Below are 18,389 nucleotides of genomic sequence, written 5' to 3'. Positions count from 1 at the left end.
ATGCGCATCGCGAGGTTCACCACCGGGGGAGACCCCCGCTACGCCCTGGTCGACGGAGCCCCCGGTTCCGAGGAGCTCGTGGTCATCACGGGTGATCCGCTCTACACGCCCGTCCAGCCGACCGGGGAGCAGATCCGGCTCGACGACGACAGCGTCCGCCTGCTGGCCCCCGTGATCCCACGCTCCAAGATCATCGGCGTCGGCCGCAACTACGCCGCGCACGCCGCCGAGCTGGGCAACGAGGTCCCCGCGGCGCCGCTGCTGTTCCTCAAGCCCAACACGTCGATCATCGGTCCGGACGACCCGATCGTCTTGCCCGACTGGACCGAGCACGTCGACCACGAGGCCGAGCTGGCCATCGTCATCGGCAAGGTCACCAAGGACGTCACGCCCGACCGCGCCCTGGACCACGTCTTCGGGTACACGGTGGCCAACGACGTCACGGCACGCGACGTCCAGCGCGCCGACTCGCAGTGGACCCGCGCCAAGGGGTTCGACGGCTCCTGCCCGATCGGCCCGTGGATCGTGCCCGGCCTCGACGTCGACGACCTGTTCGTCCGTGCCCGCGTCAACGGCACGACGACGCAGGACGGCCGCACGTCGCAGATGATCTTCGACTCCGCGTACCTCGTGTCGTACATCTCCGAGGTGTTCACGCTCCTGCCCGGCGACGTCATCCTCACCGGCACCCCCGCGGGCGTCGGGCCGATCGTGGACCGCGACATCGTGGAGATCGAGGTCGAGGAGATCGGCACGCTGCGCAACCCGGTGCTGCGCCGGCACTGAGGTTCGGGAGACCGCGAGCCCGCCAGTAACCTGGAGCCCGTGACTTCCTCCGCCGTGTCCGGCTCTGCCGTGCGTGTCCGCTTCTGCCCCTCGCCCACCGGCCTGCCGCACGTCGGCATGGTCCGCACGGCACTCTTCAACTGGGCGTACGCACGCCACACGGGCGGCACCTTCGTGTTCCGCATCGAGGACACGGACGCGGCCCGTGACTCGGAGGAGAGCTACCTGCAGCTGCTCGACGCGCTGCGCTGGCTGGGGCTGGACTGGGACGAGGGCGTCGAGGTCGGCGGCCCGCACGAGCCGTACCGGCAGTCGCAGCGCATGGACCTGTACGCCGACGTCGCCCGCCGCCTGCTCGAGGGTGGCTACGCCTACGAGTCCTTCTCCACGCCGGAGGAGATCGAGGCCCGCCACAAGGCGGCCGGCCGCGACCCCAAGCTGGGCTACGACGGCGTCGACCGCGACCTCACGGACGAGCAGAAGGCGGCGTTCCGCGCCGACGGCCGCGAGCCTGTCTTGCGCCTGCGGATGCCCGACGACGACCTCACCTTCACGGACCTGGTCCGCGGCGACGTGACGTTCAAGACCGGCTCCGTGCCGGACTTCGTCATCGTCCGCGCCAACGGCCAGCCTTTGTACACGCTGGTCAACCCGGTGGACGACGCGATCATGGGCATCACCCACGTGCTGCGCGGCGAGGACCTGCTCTCGTCGACCCCCCGCCAGATCGCGCTGTACCGGGCGCTGCTCGAGCTCGGCGTCGCCACCGTCATGCCGGTCTTCGGCCACCTGCCGTCCGTCAACGGCGAGGGCAACAAGAAGCTGTCCAAGCGCGCGCCCGAGGCGAACCTGTTCCTGCACCGCGATCGCGGCTTCACCCCCGAGGGCCTGCTCAACTACCTCGCGCTGCTCGGCTGGTCGATCGGCCCGGACCGCGACATCTTCACGATGGCGGAGATGACGGCCGCGTTCGACGTCGCGGACGTGAACCCCAACCCGGCGCGGTTCGACGAGAAGAAGGCCGAGGCGATCAACTCGGCGCACATCCGGATGCTCGCGCCCGACGACTTCCGCGACCGCCTGGTCCCGTACCTGCACCGCGCGGGCCTGGTCCCCGCGGACTCCTACGCCGACCTCGAGCCGACCCACCGCGCGCTGCTCGACGCGGGGGCGCCCCTGATCCAGGAGCGCATCACGCTGCTGGGTGAGGTCGAGGGGATGCTCGGCTTCCTATTCGTCGGCGACGACGCCCTCGAGATCGCCGACGACGCCCGCGGCGCGCTGCGCGAGGAGTCCCCGGCCGTCCTCGACGCCGCCGCGGACGCGCTGGCGGGGCTCACGGACTTCACGACGACGACGACGCAGGAGGCCCTGCAGGCCGCGCTCGTCGACGGGCTCGGCATCAAGCCGCGCTTCGCCTTCACGCCGCTGCGTGTCGCGCTGAGCGGTCGCCGCGTCTCGCCGCCGCTGTTCGAGTCGATGGAGATCCTGGGCAAGGAGTCCACGCTCGCGCGGATCGCCGCCCTGCGCGCCACGTTGTGAGCGGGCTCGAGGGCGTCCTCTTCGACATCGACGACACGCTCGTCGACACCCGCGGGGCCTTCGTCCACGCGCTGGCCGGCGTCGCCCGCCGCTACCTGCCCGCGCTCCCCGAGCACCGGCACGGCGAGCTGGTCTCGGTCTGGCGCGCCGACGTCGGCGGCCACTACGCGGCGTACACGCGCGGCGAGGTGAGCTATGCCGAGCAGCGCATGGCGCGCGCCAACGAGCTGCACGAGCGGTTCGGCGGTCCCGCGCTGGACGACGCCGGGTTCGCGCGCTGGGACGAGACGTTCGAGGCGGAGTTCTCCGGGGCGTGGTCCGCGCACTGGGACGTCGACGCGGTCGTCGACCGGCTGCTCGCGGCGGGCCTGGCCGTCGGTGCCCTGTCCAACGCGGCCGTGGCGTACCAGACCCGCAAGCTCGACCGGGCGGCGCTGCTGGACCGGGTTCCCATGCTCGTCGGCGTCGACACCCTCGGCTTCGGCAAGCCCGACCCGCGCGTGTTCGCCGAGGCGTGCCGCCGGCTGGGCACCGACCCGGAGCGGACCGCGTACGTCGGCGACGAGCTCGACGTCGACGCGGCAGCGGCCCGAGCCGCGGGGCTGGTCGGCGTCTGGCTCGACCGCCCGGGGAGCCGTCGGATCCCGATCAGCGACGAGGGGATCGCCGACGCCGGCGTGCTCGTCGTGACGTCCCTCGACGAGCTCCCGGCCGCGCTCGGGCTCTGACCCAGGACACGCGAGAACGTCACCTCGCCGCGAGAACGTCACCGCGAACTGCCGTTCTCGCGGCGAGCTGACGTTCTCACCGCTCCCGGCCGCCGTCGGGCCCTAGCGCAGCCGCGCGCGGTAGCACTCCGTGCGGTACGGCACATCGACGACGTCGCGTCCGCGCAGGTCGGGGTGGGTGGCGACGAGCTCGTCGACCTCGTCGAGCAGGGCCTCGCGCTCGTCGGGCGGCAGCAGGATGAGGTGGCTGCGGCTGGCGGCCAGGGCGCGCAGGTCGGTGGCGCGCAGCCGGTCGGTCCAGTGGAACGTCGCCGTCTCCGGCTCCGTGAAGCGGTGGCCCAGCGTCGGGGTGCTGTAGTCGAGGGACGGCCCGAGGCTGTCCCCGCGGTGCACGATGTCCGTCCAGCGGACCACCCAGTCGACGGAGAAGTCGCGGATGTTCCACAGCACCGCCAGCCGACCGCCTGGCCGCAGCACGCGCGCGATCTCCGCGGCGGCCGCCGGCGGGTCCACCCAGTGCCAGGCCTGCGCGATGGTCACGGCGTCCACGCAGGCGTCGGGCAGGTCCATCCGCTCGGCGGTGCCCGGACGGGCGTCGACGGTCGGCAGGGCCCGGGTCAGCTCGGCCCGCATGGCGTCCGACGGCTCGACGGCGACGACGTGCAGCCCGCGGGCGACCAGCCGCTCGGTCAGCTTGCCCGTGCCTGCCGCGAGGTCGAGCACGTCGTGCGCGTCGGGCGGGACCGACCAGCGGACGGCGTCGTCGGGATAGCTCGGCCGGGTGGCCTGGTACACGGACGCCCCACCCTCGAAGGAGGCGGCGCGCGCGGCGCGGTCGTCGGTGCTCATGCCCCCATCGTGCCCGGTCAGAGGTCCGGGAGCGGGTCCAGAAGCTCGAGCGCGGCCTTGTGCAGCAGGCCGTTGGACACGAGCGCGGACCCGCCGAACGGGCCGGGCACGCCGCGGATCGACGTGAACGTGCCCCCGGCCTCGGTCACGATGGGCACCAGCGCGGCCATGTCGTGCAGGGCCAGCTCCGGCTCGGCGGACAGGTCCACGGCGCCCTCGGCGACGAGCACGTGCGACCAGAAGTCGCCGTACGCGCGGGTCCGCCAGGCGCGACGGGTCAGCCCGAGGAAGGCGTCGAGCTGCCCGCGCTCCTCCCAGCCGCTGAGCGACGAGTAGGACAGCGAGGCGTTCTCGAGCCGGTCGACGCCCGACACGCGCAGCTGGCTCGCGGCCGCCAGGGACTTGCCGGTCCACGCGCCCGACCCCTGAGCCGCCCACCACCGGCGCCCCAGCGCGGGGGCGCTCACCAGGCCGACCACCACCTGGTCGCCGTCCAGCAGGCCGATCAGCGTGGCCCACACGGGGACCCCGCGGACGAAGTTCTTGGTCCCGTCGATCGGGTCGATGACCCAGCGTCGCGGTCCGTGCCCGGTGTCGCCCATCTCCTCGCCGTGCACAGCGTCGCGGGGCCTCGCCCGGGACAGCTGCCCCCGGACGATCTCCTCGGCCGTCTTGTCGGCGTCGGACACCGGCGTCAGGTCGGGCTTCGTCTCCACCCGCAGGTCCTGCGACTTGAACCGGGACATGGTCAGCGAGTCGACCTGGTCCGCGATCACGTGGGCGAGGCGCAGGTCGTCGTCGTACCCGGGGCGCAGGCTCATGCCCGACACGGTAGTGGCTCATCGGTGCACGTCAGGGACGTGCGGGCTCGCGGTTGTCCGGTTCGCCGGTGCCCAGGCGGCTGGCCAGCAGGCGGCGGAACGACTCGACGCGCGCCGAGCGGGCCTCGCGCGTGACGTCGTCGGGGGAGCCGGCCACCCACTCGTCGAGGGCGCAGTCCGGGGCGTCGTCGGCGTGCGTGCACCCGCGCGGGCACTCCTCGGCCACGGCGGCCAGGTCCGCGAACGCGCCCAGCAGGTGCTGAGGGTCCACGTGGGCGAGCCCGAACGACCGCACGCCCGGGGTGTCGATGACCCAGGTGGGCTTGCTCGTGCCGGGCACCCGCAGCGCCACGGCGGAGCTCGACGTGTGTCGACCCCGGCCCGTCACGTCGTTGACGACGCCGACCGCGCGGTACGTGCCCGGCACCAGCGCGTTCACCAGCGTCGACTTGCCGACGCCCGAGTGCCCGACCAGCACCGACGTCTTGCCCTCGAGCGCCGCGCGCACGTCGTCGAGCCCGTGGATGATCCGGCCGCCGACGGACTTCTCCGCGCTGGTGACCACCACCTCCACCCCGATCGGCGCGTACATGCCCACCAGCTCCGCCGGGTCGGCCAGGTCCGCCTTGGTCAGCGCGAGCAGGGCGTCCATACGGGCGTCGTAGGCGGCGGCGACGCACCGGTCGATCATGCGCGTGCGCGGCTCGGGGTCGGCGAGCGCGGTGACGATCACCAGCTGGTCGGCGTTGGCGACGATGATCCGCTCGATCGGGTCGGTGTCGTCGGCGGTGCGGCGCAGGACGGTCCGGCGCTCGCCGATCCGCACGATCCGAGACAGCGACCCCTCGTCGCCGGACGTGTCGCCGACGATGTCCACGCGGTCGCCCGGCACGACGCGGTCGCGGCCGAGCTCGCGCGCCTTCATCGCGATCGCCACGCGCTCGTCGGGCCCGTCGGGGTCCACCAGGATGGCGTACCGGCCGCGGTCGACGGCCGTCACCAGCGCCACCTCGGCGTCGGCGTGCTCGGGGCGCTGCTTGGTGCGCGGGCGCGAGCCGCGACCGGGACGGATCCGGACGTCCCGCTCGTCGTAGCGCCGGGTTCCCATCAGGCGAGCACGGCCGACCCGGCCAGCATGCCGCCCCAGAGGCCGACGAAGTCCGGCAGCGTCTTCGCGGTCGTTGCCACGTCCTCGACCTGCACGCCGGGCACCCGCAGACCCACCAGCACGCCGGCCGTGGCCATGCGGTGGTCCTCGTAGGTGTGCCAGGGGCCGCCGCTCAGCGGCCGCGGCGTGATGACGAGCCCGTCGGACGTCTGCTCGGCCTGCCCGCCCAGCCGCGTGATCTCCGCGGCCAGCGCGGCGAGCCGGTCCGTCTCGTGCCAGCGCAGGTGCGCGATGCCGCGCAGCCGGGTGGGGGAGTCGGCCAGGGCCGCGAGCGCGGCGATGGTCGGGGCGATCTCGCCGGCGGCGTGCAGGTCGAGGTCGACGCCGTGCACGGCACCGGTCCCGGTCACGCTCAGCACGTCGCCGTCCAGCCGCGTGGTGGCGCCCATGCGCTCGAGGATGCCGGGCAGCAGGCCGCCGGGCTGTGTCGTGTGCACGGGCCAGCCCGGCACGCGCACCGTGCCGCCCGCCACCAGCGCCGCGCAGAGGAACGGCGCCGCGTTGGACAGGTCCGGCTCGACGCGCACGTCACGGCCGGCGATCGGGCCCGGCTCCACCCGCCAGATCGCGGGGCGCGAGTCGTCGACCTCGACGCCCGCCTCGCGCAAGACGGCGACCGTCATCTCGATGTGCGGCAGGCTCGGCAGCGTCCGCCCCGTGTGACGCAGCGTCAGCCCGCGCTCGAACCGCGGCGCCGCGAGCAGCAGGCCGGACACGAACTGGCTGGACGCGGACGCGTCCACGTCAACCTGGCCGCCGACGAGCGACCCGTGGCCGTGCACCGTGAACGGCAGGTGACCGGGCTCGCCGTGCTCCTCGACGCGGACGCCGAGCGTGCGCAGTGCCGTCAGGACCGGGCCCATGGGCCGGGCGAGCGCCGACTCGTCACCGTCGAACCGGACCGGCCCGTCGGCGAGCGCCGCCACCGCCGGCAGGAACCGCATGACGGTCCCGGCAAGCCCGCAGTGGATCTGCGTCGAGCCCCGCACGGGTCCGGGCGTCACCACCCAGTCGCTGCCGTCCTCGTCGATCCCGGCGCCCAGGCTCGTCAGCGCCGCGGCCATGAGCCGGGTGTCGCGCGAGCGGAGCGCGCCGCGCAGCCGACCCGGCGAGGCGGCCAGCGCGGCAAGCACCAGGTACCGGTTGGTCAGCGACTTCGAGCCCGGGACGTCCACCAGGGCGTCGAGGGGGCCGTCGGCCAGCGGCGCGGTCCAGAGATTCATGGCACCCAGGTTAGTGGGGGTGCCGATGATCCCCGCGGATGTCTCAGTCAGACGACTTCGCCGCCGCGTGGTCCGCACGGGCCTTCTGCACGCGCCAGCCGATCCCGGGCCTGCCCTCGAGGTCGATGCCGGCGAGGAGCGCACCCCCGGTGAACGCGAGCGCCCGCACGAACCGGTCCTTGCGCGCCTTCCGGACGGCGGGGTCCTCGCCCTTGATCCGCTTGACCGGCAGGTTCACCAGGACCAGTGGAGCCGTGAGCGCGGCGAGCGCGAGGGCGGCGGTCCGCGGCGCCTTCCCGACGGCGAGCAGGACACCGGCCCCGGCGAGCGCGAAGCCGTGCACCTGGACGATGGTCGTCAGCTGGCGGTCGCTGACCTCGTACCCGAGGGCCTCGCCCGCGGGTCCCTCCTTGACGGCCTGCGGCAGGCGCGAGCGCAGGGTGGTCAGCGCGCCGCGGGCGTCGGCGGCGTGGGCGGCGGGATGGCGGACGACGTCGAGCCCCTCGCTGACGAACCACGAGGCGAACAGGGGACGCGCGAGACGGCGCAGCAGCACGGCAGCTCCTCCTACAGGGCGCCGCCGGCAGCGGACGGCGCGTCGGCGGACTCGCCGCCGTCACCGATCTGCTCCCGGGCGACGTAGTTCTCGAGGTCGAACAGGTTGTCGCCGGCACGCGTGGCGACGGTGAGCAGCGTGGTCGCCGAGGCGACCTCCTCCACCTGCTCCTTGAGGAACCACAGCAGGAACTGCTCGCCCAGGGCGTCGCCCTCGGCGCGCGCCGCCGCGAAGATCGCCTCGATCTGCGCGGTGACCTGCTTCTCCTGCTGCAGGGCGAGGCCGATCGGGTCGGTCACGCGGGTGAAGTCGTTGCGCACCGCGCCGCCGGCGGGGATCTGGACGGCGAGGTCCCGGTCGAGCAGGTACTGCACGATCATCAGCGCGTGGTTCCGCTCCTCGATCGCCTGCCGGTAGTAGTGCCGGGCCAGCTGGGGGAGGTCCTGCCCGTCGAACCAGACGGCGATCGACACGTACTGCTGGTGGGCGTCGAACTCGTGGCCGATCTGCTCGCGCAGCAGGCGCAGGAAGGTGGACTCGTCGGTGCTGCTGGTCATGCCGCCAACCTAGTGCCGCGCCTGCACGTGCGCGACGGTGGGAATGGCTCGCGCGCTGCGGCCGTTGTGCCCACCATGAGCTGCGCCACCGCGACGCGACCCACGACGCCCCCCGGGACCGGTTGGGCGATCGGTGTCCCCGCGGACACCATCCCGACCCAGCGACCCGCGCCGGCGGGTGTGGCGTCGCCCACCCCGGTCGGTGGTCCTCAGCCCGCGGGACTAGGCTTCACCGCGATGAGCGAGGACACCAACCGAGCGCCCGAGTCCGAGGACGGCGCGGCGCGCACCGAACGGTTCGAGGCCGAGGCGCTGGTCTACCTGGACCAGCTGTACGGCGCTGCCCTGCGGATGACGCGCAACCCGGCCGACGCCGAGGACCTGGTGCAGGAGACGTTCGCCAAGGCGTTCGCCGCCTTCCACCAGTACCGCCCGGGCACCAACCTCAAGGCCTGGCTGTACCGGATCCTCACCAACACCTACATCAACTCGTACCGCAAGAAGCAGCGCGAGCCCCAGCAGTCCCGGTCCGAGGAGATCGAGGACTGGCAGCTGGCCCGCGCGGAGTCGCACACGTCGAGGGGTCTACGGTCCGCCGAGGCCGAGGCGCTCGACCACCTCCCGGACTCCGACATCAAGGACGCGCTCCAGCGCCTGCCTGAGGAGTTCCGGATCGCGGTGTACCTCGCGGACGTCGAGGGCTTCGCGTACAAGGAGATCGCCGAGATCATGGGGACGCCGATCGGGACGGTGATGTCCCGGTTGCACCGCGGGCGCGCGCAGCTGCGCGAGATGCTGTCGGACTACGCGCGGGGGCGTGGTCTGGTCGCGGTGGCCCCGACCGCACCGGAGGGCGAACGATGAGTGAGAGCGACCTGTCCCAGGACCTGCCTCTGGCGTCCGGCAGCTGCGGCAACAACTGCGCGGACGCGCTGGACCGGCTCTGGGAGTACCTGGACTCCGAGCTGGGGGCGCTCGACGCCGAGACGGTCCGCGCCCACCTGGCCGAGTGCCAGGGCTGCCTGCAGGAGTACGACGTCGACGTCGTCGTGAAGACCCTGGTGCGCCGGGGCTGCCAGGAGTCGGCGCCGGACGGGCTGCGGCTGCGCATCCACGAGCAGCTGACTGTCATGCAGGTCACGCTCGACTGAGCGACCCTCACCGAGGAGTCGGGGATAGACGAAGGCCCGGTGCAGCGGTTGCTGCCCGGGCCTCCTGACTACCTGTCTCCGAACGCTCAGGCGTTGGGACGGTTGCCGTGGTTCGCTGCGCTGCCCTTGCGGGAACGGCGCTTGCGGCCTCGCTTGCTCATGGGATCTTCCTTCGTCGATACGGGGGTCGGCGCCCGTGCTGCGCGCCGGACTCGTCCCATGGTCCCACATCTCGCGCGCACTCAAGTCACGGGCCCGCCCGTCCGATGACTACGGGGTGAGCCAGCAGACACAGTCCGTGATCCCGTTCCTGCACGCCCTCGCGAGCACGGGCGGCTCCGACCTGCACTGCAAGGTCGGGTCCGCGCCGCGTGTGCGCGTCGACGGACGGCTGCGCAAGCTGCAGGTGCCCGACCTCACACCGGCGGACACCGAGCGGATGCTCGAGGAGGTCCTGCCCAACGACCTCGTCGACACGTTCCGCGACAACCACGAGGCCGACTTCGCCTACTCGGTGTCGGGCGTCGGCCGGTTCCGCGTCAACGCCTACCAGGCGCGCGGCACCTACGGGATGGTCTTCCGACGGGTCGCCGTCGGCGCGCAGTCGCTGGCCGAGCTGGCGCTGCCCGAGGTCGTCGGAGAGCTGGCGCTCGAGCCTCGCGGCCTGGTGCTGGTGACGGGCCCGACCGGTTCGGGCAAGACGACGACGCTGGCGTCGATGGTCGACCTCATCAACACGCTGCGCGAGGTCAACATCGTCACCATCGAGGACCCGATCGAGATCCTGCACCACGACAAGAAGTCGATCGTCTCCCAGCGCGAGGTCCGTCAGGACACGGCCGACTTCACGGTCGCGCTGCGCGCCGCGATGCGGCAGGACCCCGACGTGATCCTCGTCGGCGAGATGCGTGACGTCGAGACGGTCCGCGCGGCGCTGTCCGCGGCCGAGACCGGGCACCTCGTCCTGTCCACGCTGCACACCATCGACGCGGCAGAGTCGATCAACCGCATCATCGACTTCTTCCCGCCGCACGAGCAGAAGCAGGTCCGCATCGCGCTGGCCCAGGCGCTGCGCGGCATCGTGTCCCAGCGCCTCGTGCGCCTGTCCAACGGCACCGGCCGTCGCCCGGCCATCGAGGTCATGGTCAACACCGGCCGCACACGCGACGCGATCCTGGAGCCCCAGGACGCCCCGCCCCTGATCGACCTGATCAAGGAGGGCGACTTCTACAAGATGCAGACGTTCGACCAGCACCTGTTCCAGCTGGTCCGCGACGACGTCATCACCTACGACGAGGCACTCTCCGCCTCGACCAGCCCGCACGACCTCACGGTCGAGCTGCGACAGGCCGGCCTCGTCTCCTAGAGCCCTCCAGAGAAGAGCCCGTGACCACCTCGGTCACGGGCTCTTCGCGTTCCTGGACGCGATATGACGCGTGTGGGTTGCCTTCGCGCCACACGCGATATAACGTGTCTGCGGAACGAGATATATCGCGAATGGAGAGCATCATGGCTTCGGAGTCCTGGGTCGTCGCCGGCCCGCAGATCATCGAGATCGAGAAGATCACCAGCCTGCGCGTGCAGCTCGTCGCGGGCCGGGTCGACGTCGTCGCGCACGACGGGCCGGGCGCCCGCATCGAGGTGCACGACGTCGACGGGCGGCCGCTCGAGGTCAGCCTGTCCGACGGCGAGCTCCGCGTGGGCTACCAGTTCACGCTCGGCGGCTGGGACGGCTTCCTCGAGAAGTTTCGCAACTTCCGCGGCAAGGACCGCGCCGACGTGCACATCGCGGTGCCGCGCGACGTCCACGCGAAGGTGGGCACCGTGACGGCCGAGGGGCTGCTGGCCGGGATCCAGGAGGACGCGTCGGTGTCGACCGTCTCGGGCACGCTGATCACCGACGGCACGCGCGGCCGGCTCGGGGCCAAGACGGTGTCCGGCGAGATCGTCGTGCGTGACCACCACGGCGACCTCCAGCTCCACTCGGTCTCGGGCGAGCTCGCCGCCTCCGGCGAGCTGAGCCTGGTGCAGGCGAACTCCGTCTCGGGCTCGGTGACGCTCGACGTGACCTCCGGGACCTCGAGCGTCACGGCGACCACCGTCTCGGGCGACGTCACCGTGCGCCTGCCCGCCGGCAAGGGCGTCCAGGTCAAGGGCCAGTCGGTCTCCGGGCGCCTGGTCGTCGACGGCGAGGAGTACAAGGGGTCGTCGCCGGGCCATCGCAAGGTCGACCTGCGCACGGGAGACGGCGCCTGCTTCGTCTCCGCCACCACCGTGTCGGGGCACCTCACCGTGCTGCGCGGCGCGGGGACCGGGGTCGCGTGATGATGGCGCCCGTCTTCGCACACGGTCAGCTGCGCCTGTACCTGCTGTCGCTGCTCGAGAGCGGCCCGAAGCATGGCTACGAGCTGATCACCGCGCTGTCCGACCGGTTCGGCGGCACCTACCGCCCGAGCCCCGGCACGGTGTACCCGCGCCTGGCCCGCCTCGAGGAGGAGGGCCTGGTCATGCGGGTCGACGAGGAGCGCAAGAGCACGTACGCGCTCACCGAGGCGGGCTTCGCCGAGCTCGACGCCCGCCGGGGCGACCTGGCGAACCTCGAGGAGGGCATCGCCGAGTCGGTGCGCGAGCGCGCCGCGCAGGTGCGCGACGACGTGCAGGGGTCGATGCGCGGTCTGCGCGCCGATCTCGCGGCCGCGGCCCAGCAGGCTCGCGCCGACGCGGTCCCGCACACGGCGGGGGTCCCCGACGACCCGCGGCTCGCGTCGCACGTGCGGTACCAGGATGCCGAGGCGATGATCAGCCGGTTCCGCGACGAGATCCGCGCTGACCTGCGCAAGGTCGACGCCCGCGGCAGCGTCGAGCAGCTCACGCTCGACACGCTGCGGACCGTGCTGGACTCGGCGCTGACGGCCGTGCGGGGGACGTTGCGATGACCCTCTGGATCCGGTGGCTGTCAGGCGGCGTCGTCGGGCAGCCCGAGCCAGGCGTGCCAGCCGGTGTGCAGCACCAGCCAGGCCATCAGGCCGTAGCCGGCCTGCCCTGGCAGGATCCCGTCGCCCGCGGCGAGGTCGCCGAGCCACTGGTCGTGGGCGGCCAGGGGCGTGTAGGTGTCGACGAACGGCACGCGGCGCCGGGTCGCCACATCCGCGTACGCGGCTGACAGGTCGGCCAGCTTGTCGGCGTCGGCGGTGCCTCCGGGAGGGGGACCGACGACGAAGGCGGGGATCTTGCGCTGCTCCGCGACGTCGAGGATGTTCGCGAGGTTGAGCCGGCTCCGGGCGAGCGAGAGGCCTGCGGCGGCGTCCGCCCGGCCGAGCGCGACGACCAGGCGGTTGTCGGCCTCGGGGGAGAACCGGCGCGTGACCTCGTCGTCCCAGCGGGCGCCCAGGGCCGTGCTCGTCTCACCCGGCACCGCCAGCGTCATGACGGTCAGTGGCTCGGGAGTGGGCGTCCGGGCCGTCACGCGGCCCACCCAGCCCAGCCCCTTGGGGTCACCCGCGCCGGCCACCAGCTCGTCGCCGACCACCGCCAGCCTCAGCGGCAGCTCACCCACGTTGCTTCACCCTTCGCCGTCGGACCGTGCAGCGACGGCCATCGGCCGCCGTCGGCACAGTCTCTCAGGGTGTGGCGAGGAGGGCAGGTTCATCGCCGGGCCAGTCGCGAGGCTCACCCGGCCGCGCCGGGCTCCGGGCGATCAGCCGGCGGTCCGGAACGGGTGGCTCGGGAGATCGGACGAGGAGTCCGACCAGTCGGGGTGGGAGGCGGGCGGGCGGCTGCTGCCCAGCCCGTCGCGACGCAGCGTGACGACCAGACGGGCGACCAGCCAGGCCGCGACGGCGAGTGTCAGGACGATCCAGAAGGTGGTCATGGCAGAAAGTCTCCGCCCATGGAGAATGTGCCACGAGTGGCAGGACCGACGCCCACCGTTGACATTCCGCCACCCAGTGCGGATGCTGTCGAGATGCTCCGTTCCGTCGCCGCCATCGCCCTGCCGAACGTCGCACCCTTCGAGCTCGGGGTCGCCTGCGAGGTGTTCGGCATCGACCGCCGGGACACCGGCGGACCGTCGTTCGACTTCACGCTGTGCGGCATCGAGCCGGGCCTGGTCCCGACGAAGGGGGCGGGCTACTCGATCGTCGTCGAGCACGGGCTCGAGGCGACCCGGGACGTCGACCTGGTCATCGTGCCCGCGTACGGCGACACCGGTGACGTGCCCGAGGTCGTGCTCGACGCGCTGCGCGACGCCCACGCGCGGGGTGCCTGGGTGCTCAGCATCTGCAGCGGCTCGTTCGCGCTCGGCCAGGCGGGTCTGCTCGACGGGCGGCAGTGCACCACGCACTGGATGTACACCGACGAGCTGGCGCGGCAGTTCCCGGACGCGCGCATCAACCCCGCGGTCCTCTACGTCGACGACGACCACGTGATCACGAGCGCGGGCACGGCCGCGGGCATCGACGCCTGCCTCCACCTGGTCCGCCGCGAGCTCGGTGCGGCCGCGGCGTCGGCGGTCGCCCGCCGGATGGTCGTGCCGCCCCACCGCGACGGCGGTCAGGCGCAGTACGTCGACACCCCGCTGCCGTGCGACGCCGACACGCTGGCGCCGCTGCTCGCGTGGATGGTGGAGAACCTCGAGGAGGAGATGAGCGTGCCGGACCTCGCGGCGCGGGCCTTCGTCTCCGAGCGGACCTTCGCGCGCCGGTTCCGTGCCGAGACCGGCACCACGCCGGCCGCCTGGGTCACCCGGCAGCGCGTGGTCCGAGCGCAGGAGATGCTCGAGCGGTCCGACGCGAGCATCGAGGAGATCGCGCGGCTCTGCGGGTTCGGCACGGCGGCGGTCCTGCGGCACCACTTCGCGCGGACGCTGGGCACCAGCCCGCAGGCCTACCGCCGGACGTTCGCGCCGGTCGCGGTCGGCTGATACGACGGAGGCCCGCACCCCTCGCGGGATGCGGGCCTCGATCGGTCGGGCTCAGCGCTGGAAGGCGGTCTCGACGAGCGTCGCCTGCTGCGCCTGGTGCTTCTTGGCGGACCCGGCGGCCGGCGAGGCCGACTCCTTGCGCGAGACCACCCGGAGCGTGCGGCCGAGCAGCTGCGGCAGGTGCATGGACAGGAAGGTCCACGGGCCCTGGTTGCGCGGCTCGTCCTGCACCCACACCAGCTCGGCACCATCGAACGGGGCGAGCGCTGCGCGGGCCGCGTCGCCGTCGAGCGGGTAGAGCTGCTCGAAGCGGACGATCGCCGTCTGCTCGTCGCCCGTCTTGACGCGGTGGGCGAGCAGGTCCCAGTAGACCTTGCCCGAGCAGAGCAGCACGCGGGTGACCTGACCGGCCTTGGCGGCGGCGAGGTCGTCGCCGATCACCGGGCGGAACGTGCCCGAGGTGAAGTCCTCCACGTCCGACGACGCGGACTTGAGGCGCAGCATCGACTTCGGCGTGAACACCACCAGCGGGCGGCGCGGACGGGCGTACGCCTGGCGGCGCAGCAGGTGGAAGTGCGACGCGGGCGTCGACGGCTGCGCGATCGTCATGTTGTCCTCGGCCGCGAGCTGCAGGAACCGCTCGATGCGGGCCGACGAGTGGTCGGGCCCCTGACCCTCGTACCCGTGCGGCAGGAGGAGCACGACGGAGGACCGCTGGGCCCACTTCTGCTCGGCAGACGAGATGAACTCGTCGATGATCGTCTGCGCGCCGTTGACGAAGTCGCCGAACTGCGCCTCCCAGAGCACCAGGGCGTCCGGGCGCTCGACCGAGTAGCCGTACTCGAAACCGAGGGCCGCGTACTCCGACAGCGACGAGTCGTAGACCCAGAACTTCGCCTGGTCCGCCGACAGGTACAGCAGCGGCGTCCACTCGGCACCGGTCTCGCGGTCGTGCATGACCGCGTGGCGCTGCACGAAGGTGCCGCGGCGCGAGTCCTGCCCGGCGAGGCGGACCGGGGTGCCCTCGACCAGCAGCGACCCGAACGCGAGCAGCTCGCCGTAGCCCCAGTCGATGCCACCCTCGCGGGTCATCGCCTCGCGCTTGGCCAGCAGCTGCGCCAGCTTCGGGTGCACCGTGAAGCCCTCGGGCGGCCGCACGTGGGCGCGGCCGATCCGCTCGAGCGTGCCGGCGTCGACGGCGGTCTTCCAGCCGACCATGACGCCCGCGTCCTCGAGCTGCGACTCCGGGCGCTCCAGGCCCTTGACGGCCTCGGCCTCCGGGGGAGCCGGTGCGTAGCCGTCCTCGCGGGTCTCCGCGAACACCCGCTCGAGCTGGGACTGGTAGTCCTGCAGCGCCTGCTCCGCGTCGGAGATCGTGAGGTCCCCGCGCGCCACCAGGGTCTCGGTGTAGAGCTTGCGGACCGAGCGCTTCGCCTCGATGAGGTTGTACATGAGCGGCTGCGTCATCGAGGGGTCGTCGCCCTCGTTGTGCCCGCGGCGGCGGTAGCAGACCATGTCGATGATCACGTCGCGGTCGAACTGCTCGCGGTACTCGAACGCCAGCTCGGCCACCCGCACGCACGCCTCGGGGTCGTCCCCGTTGACGTGGAAGATCGGCACCTGCAGGCCCTTGGCCACGTCGGTCGCGTACTGCGACGAGCGCGACGACGAGGGGCCGGTGGTGAAGCCGACCTGGTTGTTGATGATCACGTGGATGGTGCCGCCGGTGCGGTACCCGCGCAGCTGCGCCAGGTTGAGCGTCTCGAACACGACGCCCTGGCCGGCGAAGGCCGCGTCGCCGTGGATGAGGATCGGCAGCACGGAGAAGCCGTCGCCGCCCAGGTCGATGCGGTCCTGCTTGGCGCGGACGATGCCCTCGAGCACGGGGTCCACGGCCTCGAGGTGCGACGGGTTGGCCGCGAGGTACACCGCGGTGGTCGCGCCGGACTCGGCGGTGAACGTGCCCTCGGTGCCCAGGTGGTACTTGACGTCGCCCGAGCCCTGGACCGACTTGGGGTCCTGGTTGCCCTCGAACTCGCGGAAGATCTGCCCGTAGGACTTTCCGGCGATGTTGGCCAGGATGTTCAGCCGACCGCGGTGGGCCATGCCGATGCCGACCTCGTCGAGACCGTTGTTCGCGGCCTTGGACAGGATCGCGTCGAGCAGCGGGATGACCGACTCGCCGCCCTCCAGGGAGAACCGCTTCTGGCCGACGTACTTGGTCTGCAGGAAGGTCTCGAAGGCCTCCGCCGCGTTCAGGCGGCGCAGGATCCGCAGCTGGTCCTCGCGTGGCGTGCGGGCGTAGCCGGACTCGAGGCGCTCCTGCAGCCAGCGGCGCTGGCGCGGGTCCTGCAGGTGCATGTACTCGATGCCGACCGTGCGGCAGTACGAGTCGCGCAGCAGCCCGAGCACCTCGCGCAGCTTGGCGCGGGGCTTGCCGCCGAAGCCGCCCGTGGGGAACGTGCGGTCGAGGTCCCAGAGGGTCAGCCCGTGCGTCTGCACGTCGAGGTCGGGGTGCTTGCGCTGGCGGTAGGCCAGCGGGTCCGTGTCGGCCATGAGGTGGCCGCGCGACCGGTAGGAGTGGATGAGCTCGGCGATGCGGGCCGGCTTGATCGCCTCGGCGTCGGGGTCGTTCGACTCGCGGACCCAGCGCACCGGCTCGTAGGGCACGCGCAGCGACGCGAAGACGCGGTCGTAGAACCCGTCCTCGCCCAGCAGCTTGCGGCCGATGATCCGCAGGAAGTCGCCGGACTGCGCGCCCTGGATGATCCGGTGGTCGTAGGTCGAGGTGAGCGTGAGCACCTTGGAGACGCCGATCTTGTTGAGCGCCTCCTCGGAGGTGCCCGCGAACTCGGCGGGGTAGTCCATGGCGCCGACGCCGATGATCGTGCCCTGGCCCTGCATCAGCCGCGGCACCGAGTGGACCGTGCCGATGGTGCCCGGGTTGGTCAGCGAGATCGTCGTGCCGGCGAAGTCGTCGACCGTGAGCTTGTTGCCCCGCGCGCGGCGTACGACGTCCTCGTAGGCCGACCAGAAGCCGGCGAAGTCGAGCGTGTCGGACTTCTTGATCGACGGGACCAGCAGCTGACGGGTGCCGTCGGGCTTGGCCAGGTCGATCGCGATGCCCACGTTGACGTGCGCGGGCGTCAGGACGCTCGGCTTGTCGTCGGCCAGCGTGTACGAGGTGTTCATCGCCGGCATCTCCGCCAGCGCCTCGACCAGCGCGAAGCCGATGAGGTGCGTGAAAGAGATCTTGCCGCCGCGACCACGGGCGAGGTGGTTGTTGACGACGATGCGGTTGTCGACCATCAGCTTGGCCGGGATGGCGCGCACCGAGGTGGCCGTGGGGACCTCGAGCGAGGCTTCCATGTTGGTCACCACGCGCGCGGCCGGGCCGCGCAGCTTCTGGATGTCGTCGGCGGCCTGGACCTCGGCGGCCTGGACCTCGTCGGCCTGCGTCGCGCGCTGGGCCACCTGGGCGTACGGCGCGGTGGCCGGCTGTGCCGTCGCGATCGGCGACGTCACGGCCGGCGGCTCGACGAACGGTGCGGCCTGGGCCGGGGGGAGCGCGGCCGGGGCCGCCGGAGGGGCAGGAGGCGGAGCGGCGGCCACCGGGGCCGCGACGACCGGCGTCGGCTTCGTCGCCGGGGTGCCGTTGGTCCGCGCGGGGGCCGGCTTCGTCGCCGGGGTCGATCCGTTGGTGGAGGCCTCGTCGGGCTTGTAGCCCTCGAAGAAGTCCCACCACGCGGGGTCGACCGCGTTCTTGTCCTGGAGGTACTGCTCGTACAGCTCGTCCACGAGCCACTCGTTGGCGCCGAAAACGGCACGCGTCGAGTCAGGATCCGCCTTCTGGGTCACGCTGGGATCGCCCACTTCCGCTGCGGTTCGTGACCGCGTCTCTGCTAGTCCGACTGCTGGTTCTGTTGATGACAACACTACGGCCTCGACGCCCGCCGACCCGCCTCAGGAGGCCCCTGCGGGACGGATCCACAGGTGTCTTCACCTCGTCGCGACATGTGGGTCAACGGGGGGCAACGTGCCCGTGCGGCGCGGCTCAAGGTGGGGTTGTCGGCACCCCTGGCAGGTC

The 18,389-nt window shown here is 72.3% G+C and carries 19 protein-coding genes; 9 read left to right on the top strand and 10 right to left on the bottom strand.

What is annotated here, in order from left to right:
- From ACXJKA_RS03700 to ACXJKA_RS03690, 3 genes are read left to right on the top strand one after another with little or no spacing between them, the layout of a single operon-like run.
- Window positions 1-786 (top strand): fumarylacetoacetate hydrolase family protein, encoded by a 786-nt coding sequence (locus ACXJKA_RS03700; protein WP_456823822.1) that lies wholly within the window; start codon window positions 1-3, stop codon window positions 784-786.
- 39 nt (window positions 787-825) lie between these two features.
- Window positions 826-2,328 carry a glutamate--tRNA ligase gene (gltX, locus tag ACXJKA_RS03695; RefSeq protein WP_456823821.1) on the top strand — a complete coding sequence of 501 codons (1,503 nt, stop codon included), beginning with the start codon at window positions 826-828 and terminating at the stop codon, window positions 2,326-2,328.
- The gene (locus ACXJKA_RS03690) at window positions 2,325-3,056 is read left to right on the top strand and encodes an HAD family hydrolase (RefSeq protein WP_456823820.1); all 732 of its coding nucleotides are present in this window, start codon (window positions 2,325-2,327) and stop codon (window positions 3,054-3,056) included. The genes gltX and ACXJKA_RS03690 overlap by 4 nt, the downstream gene beginning before the upstream one ends.
- 102 nt (window positions 3,057-3,158) lie before the next feature.
- Here ACXJKA_RS03690 and ACXJKA_RS03685 read toward each other — a convergent pair whose 3' ends face one another.
- From ACXJKA_RS03685 to ACXJKA_RS03660, 6 genes are read right to left on the bottom strand one after another with little or no spacing between them, the layout of a single operon-like run.
- Window positions 3,159-3,905 (bottom strand): class I SAM-dependent methyltransferase, encoded by a 747-nt coding sequence (locus ACXJKA_RS03685; RefSeq protein ID WP_456823819.1) that lies wholly within the window; start codon window positions 3,903-3,905, stop codon window positions 3,159-3,161.
- Between the two features lie 17 nt (window positions 3,906-3,922).
- Entirely contained in the window at window positions 3,923-4,726 is an 804-nt protein-coding gene (hisN, locus tag ACXJKA_RS03680; RefSeq protein WP_456823818.1) for a histidinol-phosphatase, read from the bottom strand.
- Between the two features lie 31 nt (window positions 4,727-4,757).
- A complete protein-coding gene (rsgA, locus tag ACXJKA_RS03675; RefSeq protein ID WP_456823817.1) occupies window positions 4,758-5,834 on the bottom strand; it encodes a ribosome small subunit-dependent GTPase A in 1,077 nt (358 codons plus the stop codon).
- Window positions 5,834-7,117 (bottom strand): 3-phosphoshikimate 1-carboxyvinyltransferase, encoded by a 1,284-nt coding sequence (gene aroA / locus ACXJKA_RS03670; protein WP_456823816.1) that lies wholly within the window; start codon window positions 7,115-7,117, stop codon window positions 5,834-5,836. The genes rsgA and aroA overlap by 1 nt, the downstream gene beginning before the upstream one ends.
- A 43-nt stretch (window positions 7,118-7,160) precedes the next feature.
- A complete protein-coding gene (locus tag ACXJKA_RS03665; protein ID WP_456823815.1) occupies window positions 7,161-7,673 on the bottom strand; it encodes a DoxX family protein in 513 nt (170 codons plus the stop codon).
- 11 nt (window positions 7,674-7,684) lie between these two features.
- Entirely contained in the window at window positions 7,685-8,230 is a 546-nt protein-coding gene (locus ACXJKA_RS03660; RefSeq protein ID WP_456823814.1) for a ferritin, read from the bottom strand.
- 75 nt (window positions 8,231-8,305) lie between these two features.
- Here ACXJKA_RS03660 and ACXJKA_RS03655 point away from each other — a divergent pair, with 75 nt between their 5' ends.
- Both ACXJKA_RS03655 and rsrA read left to right on the top strand, forming a co-directional pair.
- Entirely contained in the window at window positions 8,306-9,094 is a 789-nt protein-coding gene (locus tag ACXJKA_RS03655) for a sigma-70 family RNA polymerase sigma factor (protein WP_456823813.1), read from the top strand.
- Window positions 9,091-9,381: a mycothiol system anti-sigma-R factor gene (gene rsrA, locus ACXJKA_RS03650; protein WP_456823812.1), complete on the top strand. Its 291-nt coding sequence runs from the start codon at window positions 9,091-9,093 to the stop codon at window positions 9,379-9,381. The genes ACXJKA_RS03655 and rsrA overlap by 4 nt, the downstream gene beginning before the upstream one ends.
- 86 nt (window positions 9,382-9,467) lie before the next feature.
- Here the strand turns inward: rsrA and ACXJKA_RS03645 are convergent, their stop codons facing one another.
- Entirely contained in the window at window positions 9,468-9,542 is a 75-nt protein-coding gene (locus ACXJKA_RS03645) for a 50S ribosomal protein bL37 (protein ID WP_155859599.1), read from the bottom strand.
- Window positions 9,543-9,658: 116 nt separating this feature from the next.
- Here ACXJKA_RS03645 and ACXJKA_RS03640 point away from each other — a divergent pair, with 116 nt between their 5' ends.
- From ACXJKA_RS03640 to ACXJKA_RS03630, 3 genes are all read left to right on the top strand, one after another.
- Window positions 9,659-10,747 carry a type IV pilus twitching motility protein PilT gene (locus tag ACXJKA_RS03640; protein WP_456823811.1) on the top strand — a complete coding sequence of 363 codons (1,089 nt, stop codon included), beginning with the start codon at window positions 9,659-9,661 and terminating at the stop codon, window positions 10,745-10,747.
- A gap of 143 nt (window positions 10,748-10,890) precedes the next feature.
- Window positions 10,891-11,706, top strand: coding sequence for a DUF4097 family beta strand repeat-containing protein (locus ACXJKA_RS03635; RefSeq protein ID WP_456823810.1), 816 nt, complete (start codon window positions 10,891-10,893; stop codon window positions 11,704-11,706).
- A gap of 2 nt (window positions 11,707-11,708) precedes the next feature.
- Window positions 11,709-12,317 (top strand): PadR family transcriptional regulator, encoded by a 609-nt coding sequence (locus ACXJKA_RS03630; RefSeq protein ID WP_456823924.1) that lies wholly within the window; start codon window positions 11,709-11,711, stop codon window positions 12,315-12,317.
- A 20-nt stretch (window positions 12,318-12,337) separates the two neighbouring features.
- Here the strand turns inward: ACXJKA_RS03630 and ACXJKA_RS03625 are convergent, their stop codons facing one another.
- Both ACXJKA_RS03625 and ACXJKA_RS03620 read right to left on the bottom strand, forming a co-directional pair.
- The gene (locus ACXJKA_RS03625) at window positions 12,338-12,937 is read right to left on the bottom strand and encodes a GDSL-type esterase/lipase family protein (RefSeq protein ID WP_456823809.1); all 600 of its coding nucleotides are present in this window, start codon (window positions 12,935-12,937) and stop codon (window positions 12,338-12,340) included.
- Window positions 12,938-13,078: 141 nt separating this feature from the next.
- Window positions 13,079-13,252 (bottom strand): hypothetical protein, encoded by a 174-nt coding sequence (locus tag ACXJKA_RS03620; protein ID WP_456823808.1) that lies wholly within the window; start codon window positions 13,250-13,252, stop codon window positions 13,079-13,081.
- A gap of 93 nt (window positions 13,253-13,345) precedes the next feature.
- On the opposite strand from ACXJKA_RS03620, the gene ACXJKA_RS03615 reads away from it, so the two are divergent.
- Window positions 13,346-14,302, top strand: a complete 957-nt coding sequence (locus tag ACXJKA_RS03615; RefSeq protein WP_456823807.1) for a GlxA family transcriptional regulator — start codon at window positions 13,346-13,348, stop codon at window positions 14,300-14,302.
- Window positions 14,303-14,353: 51 nt separating this feature from the next.
- On the opposite strand, the gene ACXJKA_RS03610 is transcribed toward ACXJKA_RS03615, so the two are convergent.
- Complete coding sequence (locus ACXJKA_RS03610) at window positions 14,354-18,160, bottom strand: multifunctional oxoglutarate decarboxylase/oxoglutarate dehydrogenase thiamine pyrophosphate-binding subunit/dihydrolipoyllysine-residue succinyltransferase subunit (RefSeq protein ID WP_456823806.1); 3,807 nt, start codon at window positions 18,158-18,160, stop codon at window positions 14,354-14,356.
- Between the last annotated feature and the right edge of the window lie 229 nt (window positions 18,161-18,389).

The sequence above is a fragment of the Cellulomonas sp. P5_E12 genome, from assembly GCF_054049315.1.
The sequence above is the reverse complement of the archived record's forward strand: the minus strand, read 5'-3'. Positions and strand labels throughout refer to the sequence as shown.

What these genes read in the sequence shown, in the direction of transcription:
- ACXJKA_RS03700 (WP_456823822.1), top strand. Translation starts at nt 1, where the DNA reads ATGCGCATCGCGAGGTTCACCACCGGGGGAGACCCCCGCTACGCCCTG.
- ACXJKA_RS03685 (WP_456823819.1), bottom strand. Translation starts at nt 3,905, where the DNA reads ATGAGCACCGACGACCGCGCCGCGCGCGCCGCCTCCTTCGAGGGTGGG.
- hisN (WP_456823818.1), bottom strand. Translation starts at nt 4,726, where the DNA reads ATGAGCCTGCGCCCCGGGTACGACGACGACCTGCGCCTCGCCCACGTG.
- rsgA (WP_456823817.1), bottom strand. Translation starts at nt 5,834, where the DNA reads ATGGGAACCCGGCGCTACGACGAGCGGGACGTCCGGATCCGTCCCGGT.
- aroA (WP_456823816.1), bottom strand. Translation starts at nt 7,117, where the DNA reads ATGAATCTCTGGACCGCGCCGCTGGCCGACGGCCCCCTCGACGCCCTG.
- ACXJKA_RS03660 (WP_456823814.1), bottom strand. Translation starts at nt 8,230, where the DNA reads ATGACCAGCAGCACCGACGAGTCCACCTTCCTGCGCCTGCTGCGCGAG.
- ACXJKA_RS03655 (WP_456823813.1), top strand. Translation starts at nt 8,306, where the DNA reads ATGAGCTGCGCCACCGCGACGCGACCCACGACGCCCCCCGGGACCGGT.
- rsrA (WP_456823812.1), top strand. Translation starts at nt 9,091, where the DNA reads ATGAGTGAGAGCGACCTGTCCCAGGACCTGCCTCTGGCGTCCGGCAGC.
- ACXJKA_RS03635 (WP_456823810.1), top strand. Translation starts at nt 10,891, where the DNA reads ATGGCTTCGGAGTCCTGGGTCGTCGCCGGCCCGCAGATCATCGAGATC.
- ACXJKA_RS03630 (WP_456823924.1), top strand. Translation starts at nt 11,709, where the DNA reads ATGGCGCCCGTCTTCGCACACGGTCAGCTGCGCCTGTACCTGCTGTCG.
- ACXJKA_RS03620 (WP_456823808.1), bottom strand. Translation starts at nt 13,252, where the DNA reads ATGACCACCTTCTGGATCGTCCTGACACTCGCCGTCGCGGCCTGGCTG.
- ACXJKA_RS03615 (WP_456823807.1), top strand. Translation starts at nt 13,346, where the DNA reads ATGCTCCGTTCCGTCGCCGCCATCGCCCTGCCGAACGTCGCACCCTTC.